This window comes from Methanobrevibacter sp. (assembly GCF_017410345.1).
In the GTDB taxonomy this organism is placed as follows: domain Archaea; phylum Methanobacteriota; class Methanobacteria; order Methanobacteriales; family Methanobacteriaceae; genus Methanobrevibacter.
Window position 1 is genome coordinate 1 of record NZ_JAFQQZ010000008.1, and the last position, 16,484, is coordinate 16,484.

Annotated in this window: 24 protein-coding genes; 2 read left to right on the forward strand and 22 right to left on the reverse strand. The window is 36.5% G+C overall.

Annotated features, from left to right (window positions below; translation table 11 throughout):
* Positions 1–86: 86 nt before the first annotated feature.
* Together IJE13_RS00720 and IJE13_RS00725 are read left to right on the forward strand one after the other, a co-directional pair.
* Complete coding sequence (locus IJE13_RS00720) at positions 87–230, forward strand: hypothetical protein (RefSeq protein ID WP_292775881.1); 144 nt, start codon at positions 87–89, stop codon at positions 228–230.
* Between the two features lie 43 nt (positions 231–273).
* Positions 274–609 (forward strand): DUF2085 domain-containing protein, encoded by a 336-nt coding sequence (locus tag IJE13_RS00725; RefSeq protein ID WP_292775883.1) that lies wholly within the window; start codon positions 274–276, stop codon positions 607–609.
* A 134-nt stretch (positions 610–743) separates the two neighbouring features.
* On the opposite strand, the gene IJE13_RS00730 is transcribed toward IJE13_RS00725, so the two are convergent.
* The 22 genes from IJE13_RS00730 to ehaA all read right to left on the reverse strand — a co-directional run bounded on the left by IJE13_RS00730 (position 744) and on the right by ehaA (position 16,295).
* On the reverse strand, positions 744–1,379 hold the full coding sequence (locus tag IJE13_RS00730) for a CBS domain-containing protein (protein ID WP_292775885.1): 636 nt from the start codon (positions 1,377–1,379) through the stop codon (positions 744–746).
* A 67-nt stretch (positions 1,380–1,446) separates the two neighbouring features.
* Positions 1,447–2,274 (reverse strand): 4Fe-4S binding protein, encoded by an 828-nt coding sequence (locus IJE13_RS00735; RefSeq protein WP_292775888.1) that lies wholly within the window; start codon positions 2,272–2,274, stop codon positions 1,447–1,449.
* Positions 2,275–2,409: 135 nt separating this feature from the next.
* Entirely contained in the window at positions 2,410–3,447 is a 1,038-nt protein-coding gene (locus tag IJE13_RS00740; protein ID WP_292775890.1) for a carbohydrate kinase family protein, read from the reverse strand.
* Positions 3,448–3,500: 53 nt separating this feature from the next.
* Entirely contained in the window at positions 3,501–4,391 is an 891-nt protein-coding gene (locus IJE13_RS00745; RefSeq protein WP_292775892.1) for a formylmethanofuran--tetrahydromethanopterin N-formyltransferase, read from the reverse strand.
* Between the two features lie 71 nt (positions 4,392–4,462).
* Positions 4,463–5,602 carry a hypothetical protein gene (locus IJE13_RS00750; RefSeq protein ID WP_292775895.1) on the reverse strand — a complete coding sequence of 380 codons (1,140 nt, stop codon included), beginning with the start codon at positions 5,600–5,602 and terminating at the stop codon, positions 4,463–4,465.
* 103 nt (positions 5,603–5,705) lie between these two features.
* On the reverse strand, positions 5,706–7,157 hold the full coding sequence (locus IJE13_RS00755; protein ID WP_292775898.1) for a 4Fe-4S binding protein: 1,452 nt from the start codon (positions 7,155–7,157) through the stop codon (positions 5,706–5,708).
* A 1-nt stretch (position 7,158) separates the two neighbouring features.
* Positions 7,159–8,193 carry a 4Fe-4S binding protein gene (locus IJE13_RS00760; RefSeq protein WP_292775900.1) on the reverse strand — a complete coding sequence of 345 codons (1,035 nt, stop codon included), beginning with the start codon at positions 8,191–8,193 and terminating at the stop codon, positions 7,159–7,161.
* Position 8,194: 1 nt separating this feature from the next.
* The gene (locus IJE13_RS00765; RefSeq protein ID WP_292775902.1) at positions 8,195–9,322 is read right to left on the reverse strand and encodes a nickel-dependent hydrogenase large subunit; all 1,128 of its coding nucleotides are present in this window, start codon (positions 9,320–9,322) and stop codon (positions 8,195–8,197) included.
* 95 nt (positions 9,323–9,417) lie between these two features.
* Positions 9,418–9,879, reverse strand: coding sequence for an NADH-quinone oxidoreductase subunit B family protein (locus tag IJE13_RS00770; protein ID WP_292775904.1), 462 nt, complete (start codon positions 9,877–9,879; stop codon positions 9,418–9,420).
* A gap of 78 nt (positions 9,880–9,957) precedes the next feature.
* On the reverse strand, positions 9,958–10,344 hold the full coding sequence (locus IJE13_RS00775; RefSeq protein ID WP_292775907.1) for a DUF1959 domain-containing protein: 387 nt from the start codon (positions 10,342–10,344) through the stop codon (positions 9,958–9,960).
* Positions 10,345–10,376: 32 nt separating this feature from the next.
* Positions 10,377–10,703 carry a DUF2104 domain-containing protein gene (locus IJE13_RS00780; protein ID WP_292775909.1) on the reverse strand — a complete coding sequence of 109 codons (327 nt, stop codon included), beginning with the start codon at positions 10,701–10,703 and terminating at the stop codon, positions 10,377–10,379.
* 47 nt (positions 10,704–10,750) lie between these two features.
* Positions 10,751–11,008 carry an energy-converting hydrogenase A, subunit K gene (locus IJE13_RS00785; protein WP_292775911.1) on the reverse strand — a complete coding sequence of 86 codons (258 nt, stop codon included), beginning with the start codon at positions 11,006–11,008 and terminating at the stop codon, positions 10,751–10,753.
* Positions 11,009–11,105: 97 nt separating this feature from the next.
* Positions 11,106–11,966 carry an NADH-quinone oxidoreductase subunit H gene (locus IJE13_RS00790; RefSeq protein WP_292775913.1) on the reverse strand — a complete coding sequence of 287 codons (861 nt, stop codon included), beginning with the start codon at positions 11,964–11,966 and terminating at the stop codon, positions 11,106–11,108.
* A 57-nt stretch (positions 11,967–12,023) separates the two neighbouring features.
* Positions 12,024–12,239, reverse strand: coding sequence for a DUF788 domain-containing protein (locus tag IJE13_RS00795; protein ID WP_292775915.1), 216 nt, complete (start codon positions 12,237–12,239; stop codon positions 12,024–12,026).
* Between the two features lie 81 nt (positions 12,240–12,320).
* Positions 12,321–12,989, reverse strand: a complete 669-nt coding sequence (locus IJE13_RS00800) for a hypothetical protein (protein WP_292775917.1) — start codon at positions 12,987–12,989, stop codon at positions 12,321–12,323.
* 112 nt (positions 12,990–13,101) lie between these two features.
* Positions 13,102–13,779: an EhaG family protein gene (locus IJE13_RS00805; protein WP_292775918.1), complete on the reverse strand. Its 678-nt coding sequence runs from the start codon at positions 13,777–13,779 to the stop codon at positions 13,102–13,104.
* A gap of 4 nt (positions 13,780–13,783) precedes the next feature.
* Complete coding sequence (locus IJE13_RS00810) at positions 13,784–14,389, reverse strand: EhaF family protein (protein WP_292775920.1); 606 nt, start codon at positions 14,387–14,389, stop codon at positions 13,784–13,786.
* A gap of 43 nt (positions 14,390–14,432) precedes the next feature.
* Positions 14,433–14,693, reverse strand: coding sequence for an EhaE family protein (locus IJE13_RS00815; RefSeq protein WP_292775922.1), 261 nt, complete (start codon positions 14,691–14,693; stop codon positions 14,433–14,435).
* Positions 14,693–15,019 carry a DUF2108 domain-containing protein gene (locus IJE13_RS00820; RefSeq protein WP_292775924.1) on the reverse strand — a complete coding sequence of 109 codons (327 nt, stop codon included), beginning with the start codon at positions 15,017–15,019 and terminating at the stop codon, positions 14,693–14,695. Before IJE13_RS00820 ends, IJE13_RS00815 begins: the two co-directional genes overlap by 1 nt.
* A gap of 81 nt (positions 15,020–15,100) precedes the next feature.
* Positions 15,101–15,376, reverse strand: a complete 276-nt coding sequence (locus IJE13_RS00825; RefSeq protein WP_292775926.1) for a DUF2109 domain-containing protein — start codon at positions 15,374–15,376, stop codon at positions 15,101–15,103.
* Between the two features lie 104 nt (positions 15,377–15,480).
* Positions 15,481–15,981 carry a hypothetical protein gene (locus tag IJE13_RS00830; protein ID WP_292775928.1) on the reverse strand — a complete coding sequence of 167 codons (501 nt, stop codon included), beginning with the start codon at positions 15,979–15,981 and terminating at the stop codon, positions 15,481–15,483.
* Positions 15,981–16,295, reverse strand: a complete 315-nt coding sequence (gene ehaA / locus IJE13_RS00835; RefSeq protein ID WP_292775930.1) for an energy-converting NiFe hydrogenase A subunit EhaA — start codon at positions 16,293–16,295, stop codon at positions 15,981–15,983. The genes IJE13_RS00830 and ehaA overlap by 1 nt, the downstream gene beginning before the upstream one ends.
* Between the last annotated feature and the right edge of the window lie 189 nt (positions 16,296–16,484).

The following is a 16,484-nucleotide window of genomic DNA, read 5'->3' on the forward strand; positions in this document are numbered from 1 at the left end:
TTAATAATTTAATAATTTTAATTAAATTTAAATAATAAATGAGAATATAATTAAAATTAAGTGAATGTATTTTAGAGGGTGATAGAATGGATTTTGGTCCGGAAGAATTCTTGATTTATGAAACTTATTTTGAAAATGATGAGAATAATGTGAATAGAAACGAAGGATGCTGCAGCACTCTAATAGTACTTGCAGTGCTTTTCATAATAGTTAATGTTTTGATTGTATAAGATCGGATAATCCAATTAAGAACTGAGATAAAAAGGTTGAAATATGAGCGTATTTGATTATATCTGCCATAGAAAGCCAGAAAGAAGCTTCTTTTACAAAGGACGGCAATTTCCAGTTTGTGCCAGATGTACAGGATTTTACATTAGCGGAATAGCCAGCATAATACTTTTTAACTTATATCCGGCCCCTTATAGTTTAAATACATTATTAATAGGAATCATTCTTCTAATGCCATGTGCAATAGACGGATTCACTCAACTCTTTGAATATAGGGAAAGCAATAACATCCTTAGACTGATTACCGGACTTCTTGGAGGAGTCGGATTGATTATGGTCTATGAAATTATGATAAATTTCTTTGTATTAAATTTCTTATAAGAAAAGTTCTTAAAATAGCTTTTAGATAAAAATAGTTAAAAAATAATTAAAAAAATAGAATAAAAATAAAAAAAAGATGGAATAAAATAAAAGTGAAAAAAAGGAGAAATTTAAAATCTAAAGAGATTTAAATTCTAACGTCTTGCACGGCCTACTTTACGTGCAATAACAAGTTCTCCAACAGAAATAAGACCTGCAAAGAACTTTTCAAGTCCGCCAGTTGCCCAAATGGCTTCACCGAAAGTTGCATTTTGAATATTCTTCTCATACTCTTCAGCGGTGATCTTTACACCAGTGGTTCTTGTACTGATTTTAGCTGAAGCCTCCATCAATTCATCCCAACTGACTCCTCTAAGCTCTTTTTCCATAGCCTTGTAAATTTTATTTACTTTAATGTCATACAATGAAGACATTGAATCCACAATATCTACAGATCTGGTAACACCGATTACCTGATTTTCATCATTGATAATAGGAATGCTAATCAACTTGTTTTTAGAAGCTGCAATCACAACATTTCTTGCAGGCTCATTCTCATTGATGGTCATGATTTCCTCAACAGGACTCATCACATCCTCAATGGTTTTCTTGCCTTCACGCAATCCTTTGGTTATATTGAATGAAGTAATCCAACCTTCCAATTTCATATTTTCATCTAAAACTGGAGCAGTAAATCTTCTAAACTCCTCCATTTTGATAGAAACGTCTTCTATAGAATCATTTTTTGATACAAAAACAAATTCCTTATCCATCATCTCTTTAGCTTTCATTTTAAACACTTCTCCATAAAGATTTTTAAAAATCTGTAAACATAATTTTTCTTAAATTAAAACATATTTATTCATCCAAAACCAAATTCAAAGCACCTACAGGACATCTTCTGCTGCATTCCTTGCATCTTATGCATTTGTCATTGTTAAGAATGATCTCCCCATCAACCACCTTAATGGCTTCAACAGGACAGTTATCCTCACATAATTCACAAGCTACACAAATGTCCTGATTGACATCGATATGGCTGTAAATCACCACAGGACCTAAGTCTCTCTTAAGGGAGATGGTTCCTTGAATGCATAGATTGGCACAGGATCCGCAACCGCAGCAACGGTCCTTATCAATATAGGAGTACATATGCCCGTCTTCAGTGTCTATCGCTCCACTGCCTGGACAGGATTCACCATGGGCTTCGATGAATTCCTTGGTTCTAAGGGATATTGCATTAGTAGGACAGTACTTTAGGCAAGCTCCACAGCCAATGCACACTTCACGGTTTATGGAAATGTCTTCCATCTTAAGATTTCTATGAGGAACCTTAATCTCTTTCAATGTATACTCTACAGAGTCATCCTCCTTAATGACAGACTCAGCATCCCATACATAAATGCAGGAAACAGGACAGGTTTGTGCACAGATTTCACATTGCACGCAACCATCACCGATTTTAGCCCTTTTAAGCCAGGTTGAAGAACTGATTATATTGATTGGACATTCCTCAACACAAAGATTGCATCTGACACAACGAGGTGAGATGGTTATGAGCTTTTCCTGATCCTTGAAATCATGAATGTCCACATTGAAATCCTCAATATCTTCATCTAAATCTACAGATTTGAGAGTGATTTCCCTCTCCAATGTTTCAATCTGCTTTTTTAGTTTAATTTCCATAATTTTATCCCCATAGATAAAGTTTATTGTTAATTTACATGAAGTAAATTTTTAATCTTTAAATTTCACTAGCTTTTAAAACATTATTATATAAATATATCTTTTAAATAATTTAAATAATTTATTATAATTTTTTCATAAGGACTTGATAAACTGTTCCAAGTCATCTAAAGTCGGCAATCCACTAATTCCAATTGATTGAACAGAGCAAGATGCTACCCAATTGGCTATAGTGCAGGATTTTGCCAAATCATAATCATTAATATAGGAATATAAGAAACCAGCATTGAATGAGTCTCCTGCAGCTGTTGTATCCACAGCATCACATTCAAAAGCAGGTATTTTAACCTCTTCATCCCTTTTGTTTATTGCATAAGCCCCTTCAGAGCCTCTCTTTACAACAACAGTATCAATGCCATCATTGCGAACATTCAATGCCAAATCCCTAAAGCTTAATTCCTCTTCGATTCCTAATTTTTCCTTATAATAATCCTCAAATAAGATTTTCAATTCTCCTTCATTTATAAGAAGGATATCGGTTCTCTCAAGGATTTCCTTAAGTTCCTCAACACCTTTCTTTGCATATAACATTCCAGGGTCAAAACTTAAGATGACATTTTCATTCAGGAATTTCAGCAGCTGCTTTTGAGCATAAAACGAATCTCCAACAAAGGAGGTGTAATGAAGTATCTTACAGGCATTTACATTCAACGGATTGATTTCATCAATGCTTATCTCATCATTCACTCCAGGGTCTACATAAAGTGCCCTGTCCCCTTCATCAGAAACGAACCCCAATACCTTTCCGGAATTTCCGCTATCTGCATAAATCAAATTGGTAAGATAAACATCATGAATCATTAAGTTGTATTCCAACAGGTCTCCTTCCTCATCATCTGCAATCTTTCCAATATATGATGTGGAGCATCCAAGCTTTGAAAGACCTATTATTGTATTGGCTGCTGAACCTCCAGGGGATTCTTCTTCACCTTTAATGAAGCTTTCCCCATCAATTTCTGCAATATGGCCTACCTTATAAAGCTTATCCACATTCAATGCACCAAAGCCTATCACATCCACATTTATTGCATCATAGACTATCTCATCCACACCTAAATCCTCAGCAGTAACGTTATTTGAAGATTTTGAAATATTCATATCATTTTCTTCCATTTAATCACTTCTTAAATGATAATAAATAATTTTAACTAAATTTATCTGAAACATTATTCCTTCAAAATATCAAGTAAATTGGTCTTGTGTTCACCTAACTGGCCTTCGAAGTTTCCAGCTGAAATCCTTTCTACACCGTCTATGTCAATAATTGCATCAATGGCTTTCTTGATAGCCAAGTTCATTGCTTCCTGGCTTGTTGCATTGATAACTATTTCAGGAATGTAATTTACCCCTTCAGGGACTTTTGACTCATCTCCAAGCCTTTCCTTCAATGAAGGACAATAAGGATGGTTGGTACTTGGACCTATCTCTGGGAAATTGGTTTCAGGCTTGCTTGCAGCAGAACAGATTCCAAATGGAGTGCAGACTCCATCCACTTCCATAATGGTGTCAATGATAATTCTTCCTGCCTTTAGAACAGCCTCTTTGGTGGAGCACATATACCAGAAGTTTCCTCCCATGATACCTTCCGCATAGGCAAGTTCGGATTCAATCTGGAAATCAGGAACTGCAATAGGGACATTGATCATCTTTCTTCCGAACTCTTCAATTTCCCATTCATAGCCATCTCCGCAATGGCCTACGCTTTCCATCATTCCAATGGCACCAACAGGATTTTCAGTAATGCTGAACACTCTGGTGAATGGCTTTACAAGAATGTCCTGACGAATCCTATATGAAAGTTCCCTTTCAAACTTCACCAAGTCATCAGTCAGCCAGAACTGAACAATTGCTCCAGGCCTTCCATCAGGAGTCTTGTCTCCATCAACAAAAGCCTCAACACCTGCTTCCACTCTGCCGATGACAGCACTTGGAGTGGCTGTGGCATCATAAGCCGCTTCCTTTACAGTCAATTCATCTTCCGCTGTAATCAATGCTCTGATATACATTCCATCAAATGATTCGAAGAATGTGTCTTCAACCTTATCATATTTTGCCATAAACGTCATCTCATAATTAATATCTAAATAAATTATCAATAAATTATCTAAATTAATAGTAAATGTTAAAATTATCCTAAGCCACCAATATCCTTACCACGGATACCATTTCTCATCTCTTTGCTTAACTTAAGCAAATAATCCCTATTCCCATCTGTAATGATCTCAATGATAGGAGCTTCCTTATTATGGAATACCCTTTCAAACTTTTCAACAAGAGCGTAATCCACTTCGAAGTCTTCAAATGCCGCATTTGGACCTTTTTGTGAATATTCCCTTATGAAATCCAAAACATAATCCCTATCAAATCTTGAGTGAAGGTCAATCAGGATAGAGCTTACTATTGTGTGGTCGGATATGACTGCTATCTCTGCAACATTCAAAGGATATTCATTTCCATTGAAGCTTACAGACAATCCTCCATGATCCCTTGCATACTGCAATGGCTCGACATCAGTGATGCTGTCACCCATGTAAATTATGGAACCATCTTCAAGATTCAATCTTTCAACAATATCCTCAACTGCAATCTGCTTGCCCTTGCCGCCAACAGTCTTCACACTTTCAATGTACCTGTTGATTTCAAGCTTTGGGAACTCATTGAAGAAAATCTCATACAAGACATTAAAGTCATCCTCATTTTCCTCACCATGTTCAAGTATGATCTTTCTAAACTCATCAACTTTCTTAAGTTCTTCAATAAATATTGGTGATTTGTCACCAACAATGGTTTGAGAATTGTTTGATTTAGATAGAACATTTTCTGATTTTTTATCAAATTGATTAAAATTAGTAGCTCCATCTACATCAAGTTGTGTGTGATAAGTATTTTGGAATGGAAAATCAATATAATTGCATAGAGCTTCAATATATTGACCATAACTAGTACTAACTATAAAGGAATCAATGAGTTCATTTGCAAATCTGAGAGTGTCATCAGATCCATCAACAAGATAGATATTTTCCCTTGAAAACTTGATCATTTTTTCATTTGTAAGTCCTGCCAATTTATAGAATGGGACAATGAGTTTAAGTGTATCGCCGGCATGATAATTTTCAAGCTTAAGCTCATCAACAAGATAGTCATCAAATCGACTGATGATCTTAAATAATTTTCCCCCCTCTTCAATGAATTCATCTGCCAATTCATAAGCATTGTCATTCAAAGTCAATGGACCTTCACAATCTGTGATAAAAACTTTTTTTACCATAATTCAATCTTCCTATTTTTAGAAAATAATTTTCTATGAATAATTCATAATAATAATATGATTTATGTAAGAATATAAAAATAAAAATTAAAATAAGTTAAATTTATAAGAACTGCCAAATTGTAGATACCCTTGCTGCATTGACCGGACAGATTCCCTCACAGTTTCTACAGGAAATGCAATCATCATGATTTACAGTAACCTTTCCATCTTCAATGCTCAATGCATCAACAGGACAGTTTTTCACACATACCTCACATAATTGGCAGGCATGATGATTGATCTCTACAGTACCGTTTCTTCTTCCTCTTAAGTCCCTCTTAATGAAGAATATCTCATGATTTCTGTTTGTAAAGAATTCCTCTTTAAGTTTAATCGCTTCAAAATTGCAGCTTTCAGCACATAATCCACAGTAGACACAGGAATTGTCTGTATCGATGACAATCGGATTAGGACCATCCAGACTGATGGATTCTGTCGGACAGACATCCATGCATAATCCACAGCCGATACAATTCTCCTCCACCACTTCAATGCCTAAACTTGGTGGGAAGAATTCCACAAGGTCTAGAACCTTAACAACATCCAAATCCTTTTTAAGCTGTGCATTCAAACGTTCATTCAGGAATTCTGTAACATTCACGACAATGGACCTGCAATTTGTACAGGTGAATATCTCAACATCTGAAAACTCTGTTCCTCTTGGAACATCCCTGATATCCTTGGAGTTTTCATAATCAAAATCATCAAAGTGATAATCCTTGGAAATGTCTTCAAGCAACTTGACCAGAACATTGTCGATATTGGTAACGCCTTTTGAAATATTGTGAATGTCCCTATCGATGATTTCAGAGGCTATTTCCAATGTCTTGATCTTATTGAAGGATTCAAATGCCTCTTCCCTTTCAACATAATCGATTGCATAGGTAGGACAGGAATGCATGCATTCCTCACATCTTGCACAATATGCAGGGTCAATGAATGGCAACTTATTGATTTTCCCCACATCAATAGCTCCCTTGGAAGGACATATCCTTGTACAGGTCATACAGCCAATGCACTGATCCTGGTCAATAGAGAGGGTCTTACCTTCCTTAACTGTCTTTGGAAGTATCTCCCCATATTTGATGGCATCAGTAGGGCAGGACCTGAAGCAATAACCACAGCGGATGCACTTATCCTCATCTATTTCACTGTGCATCTCCTCTCCACCTGTGGATTTCAAGTGAATGGCTCCAGACTTACATGCCTGCACACATGCTCCGCAGGCTCTGCAAAGCTTTTTATTTATATTCGGAACATTTTCACGAATCGGTTCCGCTAAAGTCTTTTTAATGTGAATGGCATCATAAGGACATACATTGGTACATAATACACAACCGAAACAGTGTTCGTCCAATTTGATCAATTTGGTATTCCCATCCTGATAAACCGCATCGATTGGACAGACATTCAAACAAGGCTTGTCCTTGCAGTCAATGCATTTCTCATTATCGATCTCATACTCAATATGAACATCTCTTATTGGTCGTGGTATGGGATTAACTGTTACCATGCTAAGCCCTCCTTTCAGCTAATTGGGAAGCCTTTACAGAAATGTGAATCACTTCCGCGTCTTCATCTGTTGAATCTAAATTGAATTTAGCCAAGAAATATTTGATGACACCGAACGGACAGGTCTGATAACAGATGCTGCATCTTAAGCATTTCTCCTTATCCCTTACAATGGTGTCGTTATCATTATCAAAGCTTATAGCTCCAGTTGGACAGTCTGGAATGCACATTTGGCATTTCTTGCAGTTGTCGCCGTCCCATGTGATGATTCTGATTTTCAATCTATTGATTGCATCTTCCAATACTTCATGAACGACTTCCTCATCATTTAGAATGGTCAATGACTTGTCAAATATAGGCTTGAATGGAAGGTCATCCAAAAATAGCTTGTCAGTGCCTAACTGAATGAGATCGTCCTGTTTGGATTCAATGTATTCCTCTAGGGTAGTGACTGCCAAGTTGATGATTTTCTTTTGCTCTTCAAGGTTATTGACAAACACTCCTCTCATTGCTCCCTTGACAGGACATGCATCCAGACATTTGCCGCAGGAAATGCACTTAGATTGATTTACAACTAATCTATCATCAATCTCTTCAATGGCTCCAACTTCACATGCATCCATACACTTTTTGCATCTGATGCATAAATAATCGTCAACAATGTATTTTCTCTTTGAAGGAATGATATTGAATTCCTCTCGAATGAAGTGATTCTCTCCACATTCCAATGTCTTTGGAGTGGAAGGACAGACTTCCGCACAGAATCCGCATCTGATGCAGGATGCCTTATTGATTATTGGATAGATCAATCCGATAGCCTCTTCGCTATCTGAATCCCTAATCAGTCTGATTGCATTTGGAGACGGACAGGAAGCTGTACAGGAACCGCAGCCAATACAGTTTTCCTTGATCACTTTAGGAAAATCCCTGAATCTGTCAGGCTTATGAACTATGTCCTCCTTGGATTTTGAATCGAAAAATCCATCAATCCAAGTCTTTCTTGCAAATTCATAGATATACCAAATGATTGAGGACATCTCATTTCACCTCATAGAAGTCTTTTGTTGTATATTTGCCAGTGTCAATATCAGTGATTGCCACCCTTTCAGTACAGGCAATGCAAGGATCACAGGACGCATAGGTTGAAACTGCATCAGCAACTGTAGCCACATCCTTAAGCATATATCTTGCACAGGAATCAATATTCATAATACTTGGAGTCCTAATGGAAATGCGTTTTATCAAATCCCCATTGGTTTCTGCCATATAGGTCACTTCTCCACGTGGCGCTTCATTTCTCCATTCCCCATATCCGGAAGGAATGTCAACAGGAACTCTTATATCACCTTCAGGCATGTTTTCTATAGCCTGCTTTACCAAATCAATGGATTGCTCAACTTCATAAAGCCTATTCAATGTACGGGCATAATTGTCTCCCTCTTTTCTCCAGATAGGCTTGAAGTCAAAATGATCTCTATAAGTGTAATGCTCTTCTCTCAAATCATGCTTTAGGCCGGAAGCTCTTCCAATAGGTCCGACTGCATGGCCTTTGATTGCTTCCTCCTTGCTCATAACTCCAACACCTTTGGCCCTTAAGGCAACGATTGGAGCCTCTTCAAACAATGCAATGTGTCTGTCAAAGCCATCTTCAATTTCCTTTAGGTTTGCAAGTATTGCTTCGAAATGTCTCTCATCGGCATCCATTCTGACTCCACCGACAACATTCCAACCTAGATTGACCCTATTACCGGTCAAGAGTTCAAGGGAATCCATTGCATATTCCCTCAAGGCCAAAACATGCATGAACAATGTTTCGTGGTCAAGGGTCTTGAAGAATGTTGAATTTGCAAGCAAGTGGGATTGAATCCTATCCAATTCATTTGTAATTACCCTTAAGTATTGGGCTCTTAAAGGGGCCTGAACTCCGGAAATTGATTCCAAGGTTTCTGCAAAGGTCTGGGTGTGCTCATATGAACAGATACCGCAGATTCTTTCAGATAAGTAAATACATTTTTGCCAGGTCTTACCTTCCATAATCTTTTCTATACCTCTATGAACATAACCGTAATCGATCTCAGCCTTAATGACCTTTTCTCCTTGAGTCTGAAGCTTAAGTCTTAAAGGTTCCTTTAAACCTGGATGGATTGGTCCTATTGGCAATATCATAATATCTGACTCCTTTCACTTATCTGATTTTCAACAACTTTTTATAAACAATAAATATGATTCATTAAATCTTTATTTCTATCTTTTAAATCTTATTAATCTTCTCTGGCATCTTGAGCCCTTCCCTTAGCTGCAATGGCACCAGGAGCAACAGTCAAGACTGCTTCTAAGATTTCACTTGGTCTTGGAGGACAACCTGGAATGGCCGCATCCACTGGGATGAAGTCTGAAACGGGAGCAAGCACTCTTCCTCCTTCCTGGGCAAAAACATCCCCTGATTGCGGACAGTTTCCAACAGCCACAACAATCTTAGGCTCAGGGGTTTTTGCATAAATTCTTCTTAAATTGTCTCTCCATTGTTCTGTAACCGCTCCGGTCACTAAAAGAACATCTGCTTCACGAGGATTATTGTGAACATAAATTCCATACTGTTCAAGATCGTATCTAGGGGAGAGAAGCGCAACAAGCTCCACATCACAGCCATTGCAACCTCCACAGTTTACAATACAAACGTGAATTGAACTTTTCCTCACAATATCTTTAAGTTTTTTAAGCATTTCAATTACCTTAAATCTCGTTTTGATAATAATTTTGTAAATATGATTTTTAATTGAATTTAACTATCTTTCTCTAAATTATTTTTCTCTAATCAATTCAACAATTTGAGCTCTTCCATCTTCAAGAGCCTCTTCATATGTTTTGCCATTCTTGAATATGTCCTTAGTCAATTGATGGCAAATCCTATCTGCATCCTCTTCGGATACAAGTTTAATCACATCACTTAGCCAATAAAGCCTTAAGTCAAGATGCAATTGCCTTTTTACCTTCTCCTTATTTGCCACTTCAAATGTGGCATGGAGATTTTCCAAATCACTCATATCGAAATGATCCATAAGAATATCATCAAATTCCTCTTTTGAAATACCGAACTCTTCAGACAATGGGATTGTAATGTCCTTTTCCCATCTGAAACTATGAAGAACTCTTAATTTCATCATTTCATATTTCTCTTGCGCTTCCATATAAATCACCAAGTGAGCAATTCTAATTCATATTAAAACAATACTCCGGATGTTGCAATCCAGACTACACCTGCAATGATTATTCCAATTGCAGTCTCCTTACGGCCATAACCTGGCCTTCTTCCTAATGCAAGACCAATGCAGAAGAATGCAATGGTAAGCAGGATTTCAGAACTTATGAATGGACTTAATCCATGGTTCAATAATAAGAACCAGCCCACAATAGATAAGACCAAGGTCATCACATCTATTTCAGATATTATATAAGGTTCCATATGCTTTTTATAGCTTAATAAAAGACCTAAAATGGACCCTATGATAAAGACCAAAATATAAATCATAATGTATAATTCTTCCATAATCCCACCTTGATTTTCTATTTACCGGTTCTACTTCTATTTTTTATCTAAATTGGCTTATATAAGCAAATAAATGTAATGCAAATGATTAAAAATGTAATGATGAAAGCTATCTTTTCCAGATTCTCAGCCAAATGAGCATTCTTTTCACTGTTTTGCATTAATATGAATGGAACAAATATAATTCCAATTATGGCTAAAGGAAGGGCCAAGATGCTTTGGAAGTAAGCGGCAAGTCCTGCCACTATGAAAATGCCTAAAGCCACCAATGAAGTCAATACTCTCATTCCTTTCTCATCATTCATTTTTAAGCCTTCTTATTAATTTTCAATTGATTTTAGTAAATTTAATAAATTTTAATTTTCATTTTATTTTCATTTTAGTTTTTGATAATTTGATTTTTTAAATAATAATCATGATAATTGAACCAACAGTACAGATGATTGCAATGGATATTTGAGCCATTACAGAATGGTTCGGATTTAGCATTGGAGTTGTAGCATTGATGAATCCTGTTATGATACAGATCACAATCATTCCAATCAAGTATCCGACAGCTGAGATTGGTCCAAAGAATACAGTCAGGAATATCCATAAAAGAATATACCAAGCGATTGACTCTGAAAACATTATGTATCCCCTAAGCATACCGAAGTGTTCAGTCTCATATCCGGTAATAATCTCTTTTGCTTTTGTGATTGCAAAAGGAGAGTATGGGGATTTTGTAACTATCAAAGTAAAGAACATAATTGCTGCAAGAGGCAATTTCAATACTAAAGGTCCATTCACTGCCTGATAAGATATGATTCCGCTGATGTCCATGGTTCCGGTCAATAGGAAGATTACAGCGATTACAGCAAACAATGGCAATTCACCAGCTGCTGAGAAAACAGCCCTTACACAGCTTACCTTACCATATGGAGAACCTGAAGAGGATCCTGCATTATGCTCTACAATCTTATGGATTGCATAAATACCGAATATTATCATTAAGGAGCCTTTAGCTACCGGACCTACAATGACGGCAGTAACCCAAATAGCAGCCAATATGACTGTAATGCCTACATAAAATGGCATTGCAGCGGTTTTTGGAAATGAGGTTTCCTTAAAGAAAAATTTCAATGAATGCAATAAATATTGTATGATAGGAGGTCCGGGCCTCAATTGGACCCTTGCCATGACCTTTCTGTGGAAACCTAATAAAAGACTACCTGCAAGGAAAGCGATTATCACATTGATTAAAATTTGAGCCATTAAATTCATAATATCCTCAAAGAGATCTTAAATTAAATATTTAATCTAATTGAAATCATTAAATACCTAATAACCAGTAAATGGTTCTTCTCTTCTTTCCTCCTCTTCTTCTTTTATTGGTTTAGACATTGTTAAAAGTCCAAATGAAAGCACTAAAAATGGTATGCAGACAATAGCTATTGCATAGACTATCCAATCAGCAGGATTAAATATCAAGGCATAAAGGATAGCTAATATTGACACAATCAAGATAATGTAACTAGCTATTTTCATTTTATTCATTTTATCGACCTTCTATTTTAGTAATAAACTAATAAATATGATTTTTAATAATTTGATTTAATTTAATCTGTTCTTATTTAATTACAATATTGTTAACAATATTTCAACAAATCTGACAATGATAAACAATGAACTTAAGTGAATAATCAATATAAATGGAGATCCGGGAGTCCTGAACATTTCTGCCTTACTTGCAAAGAATGGTGCAATACCACTTTCACCGCAAACTCCAATCAACATTACAAGTGCTCCGAATATCATCATCGGACTTGCAGGAATTGCAGCCAATTCAAGTAGGCTTAAAGTACCGGTAGCCGCGAGAATCATGGCTGCTCCACCGAATAACGGCAAGCCACACATCATGGCAATCAAACCGTATTGGTAAGCGGAATTCAAAACTTCCACCTGTTTTACAGCGGAAACGATACCAATGTTAACGATACCAATCAAAGCCATGAATAAGGTAAAGTTAAACAAGTCTCCGGTAATCATAGCTCCTGCTGTTGCTATACCGCAAATGATGGCCAGGAATCTTCTGTGCTTGAATTCCTTTTTACCCACTGCAACCTTATTCTCATCAAGGGAACCGAACATGGCTTCCACTTGAGTCTCAGTGCGGCTGACGGCTATCAATGCTGTAAACACCAGTATGGTTACAAACAGGAATATGTGGAGAGGGTTTAGATAAAGAACAATATCCCCTAAAGGAATTGTTCCCATCATGTTTCCACCTAAATTCTCTATAAGCATTCAATAGTCTCCTTTTTTTATTTGCTTGATTTTAAGTTCATTTTTGAATTTTAATTAATAATTTTATAAGTATGATAATTTTGAATTTTTAACTTCATATGAATTTGAATAATCACTTTCTACCGTATTCCTCTCTCATCAGGATTCCAATCAATCCAATCTTGGAAGCCACTTTCAAGAGCAATCCTAAAGCAGCCAAGAATAAGCTGAGCAGCCAATATTGTGGCATGAGGAAGAACAATAGGAAACCGATTATCCATAGGCACCAGGATACGCCTGAAATCGCTCCAACACCATCGAGAACAACTATTGGCAATCCTCTTACCTTTCTGCTTAATACATATATTACAATACCTCCACCAGCTACTGCACCACCGGTAAAGCCGGATAGGAATACACCATATCCTATTAACAGTAGAGCAATGAAATTAGGCGCTGTTGTCATAATTTCCATGCCTATATCCAAAGGCATTGGTGCAAATGAGGTATCTGCATCTTTCTTTCTCATTTCACGGGATATTAGAATCTCTGATATTGCCATGATCTCTGCCAATTCAACTACCAGACCAGGAAGGATAAGGGCTTCAGATAAATCAGTTCCCACAGCCGCCACAACAATAAGCATAGCTAAACCTACTATGTCAGTAAGTATGAGGACTTGAATATCCCTTTTCTCCATTGCAATTCCAATCAAGCCAATGAAAGCTACAATCAAACCGCCATACAAAACTGTTGTATACATTGAGCTGTAGAAAGCAGGAACAAATTGAGGAACTATACTAACGACCATCCAATCACCTGAACTCCCTTTTAGCTTGTCTTTCGCGAGCTTTACGATTGCTTTCTTCGACTTCAGTGGCTATTCTGTCAGAACTTGCAATGGCTCTCTTCACATCTTCCTTGATATCCCCTTTGGATTTTTCCTCTTTTCTGTCCATGGTAAAGTTTATTGCAAGCCATGATGCAATGATGAATGCCATCATGAGGATAGAGGACTCAAGGATTGTGTCAAAACCTCTTGTATAGTAAAGGATTTCATCGATGACTCCACCAGGAGATGCGCAGATACTTGTTCCGAAGTATGGGGAAATGTCTTTCAGCATTTCAGCTATTGGAGTCATATATGAATTGATCCAACCTAGATTCTGTGAATTTTCAGGATACTGCGCTTCTGTAATGCCAGGACTTTCCAAAATCTCTCCACCTCTGTCATATGGTGCGATAGCCAATCCTGCATCCATCTGGCTTTGAGGAGCTGGACGGGTATAGAGTTGGTCTGAATCCAAACCTACAGGAATCAGGAATCCCGCTATCAGGAGCAAGCCTAAGATTAGAGCAAATAGTCTAGGAATGTTCTTTGGATCTGCCAACTTATTCCATAATTTAGCTATTTTAGGCATTCTTAGATTCCTCCCAGCATCAGATTAAATAAATTGATAAGCATCATACATCAGCTCCTATCTCTTCCAATCGAGAAATAGCTCTGAACAGGATTAAAGTGACGATAATTGTAGTTGCAATTAAAGTCAAAAGAGCCAATGTGGAATTGTAAGTAAGTAAGATCAATGAAACTCCTACAGATGCCACCTCAGTATTGATGGTCCTAATGACAGGGTCTTTTACGCCAGGACCCCAAACTGTAGCGAGGCTTCCGAAAATGGCAAGTGCCAAACCTACATAAACCCAAAGAGCCAGATTGAACATCATTTACCACCTTCAGAGTTTCTTTCTTTATTCTCATTGCTTTGAATCATCTTATCAAGGGTGGAATAGTCTTCCAATTTGGATTTGCGAACTTCATTGATTTTGATTAAAGCAAGCAAGAACACGATAATGGACAACGGATCAAGAACAGCTGTTAAAAAAGCCACATCCAAGTATTTAAAGCTGACAATAGCCAAGACCAAACCGGCCTCTAAGACTGAAACCATAATTACCTTATCCAATGGTTTCTTAAGAAGGACAACTCCAATGGCACCTATTATCATCAAAGCAATTGATATTGTTGTCACTGTAATAATCTCTAACATTTAAATCCCATTTCTATTGTTTTGCTTTATTCAATACTTTTTTCATAGGTTCTGATCCAATGATTATAAAAATAAAAGTAATCAGTTTTCCTTATGCTCTTCTATATTCTTATCATAAGTAATTTCATCTTCCAAATCCTTTAAGCTGTAGGCAATTGCATTTGCCCCGATTGTAGAAGAGATAAAGAAAGCGGCAGCTAATACAAGACCAAATGGAGTTTGAATATACAATGCAATCAATGCAGAAACACAGAATCCTATTACATTTATGTAAAGTAACTTTTCTGCTCTGTCCTTGGTTATTACCGCTCTTAAAGCCATTAAAATTGTAATAACTCCAATAATTTCAATAAACATATTTTTAACCTTGTATTACTTTTCTATTTTTAAAATTTTTTAATTTCAAATCATTAAATTTTCAAATTTTTTTATTTCAAACTTTTAGCAATTAATATTTTTAATTATTCATATTTAGTATATCTGCCAAAGGATTTTGCTATCCTTCCAATCAATCTGGAACTTGTCGGATGGTGAATTCCCTGAATGGTGAATATTGCAATTACCATTCCACAGATGAACATCTCAGGAGTGATTCCAACAAATGAGAAGATGAATATCAATAAGGTCATTGTCAAGGCACCGGTTGTGCCTGCATAGCCTGGATCTGCACATAATCTATTTCCAATATAGACAAATAATGCAGCTATCAAACCGCCTTGGATTCCAAGGATATAAACTCCAATTGATGCAATCAATGTTCCTGCTGAAGCGTCTGGAGAACACAATATGTTTCCTTGGAAGAAACCTCCTGCCAAATCTCCTTTCCTATTCTTGATGGAGTATCCTACGGTTTCTGCCCCTTTAACACCAGGAGCTTCCGGAAGACCTAGGAATGTGTCCACAATAACAAAATTGAGCCATGAGATGATGGTTGCCAATATCAAGCCAATTATCAGATCCATCATTCAGCACCCCCTTGAGGGCTTGGGAAGATATAATCGAATAGATACTTTACAAAAAGAGCTGAAAAGATGCCTGTTAATATTGCAATCACTATTCCATCATAAATCCAGAATACATTCAATGAATAAAAAATAGCCAATATTCCTATAGCAAATACAGGAGTTGGAAATAGTGCGCTTTTGGTCCAGGAAAACCTGATTGGATTTTCCGGAAGAAGTGGCAATCTTAAAGCTAAGGCTAAGGCTATCGCTACTAAAATAGCCACTATATAATTCACAAAATATTGAAATCCATTAGCACCTATACTAATCATAGTTAATTATATGTTATAATATAATATATATCTTTTATTACTTATCGACAAGCCGAAAAAATAGGACATATTTTTGATTATTTTTAAAATTGAAAAAATATAATAAAGTTAATACAAAATAAAGAAAAATTATTACTTTATAGGGATTTTTATAGAATTTTTATCAATTTTCCTAAAGACTTTTTTATG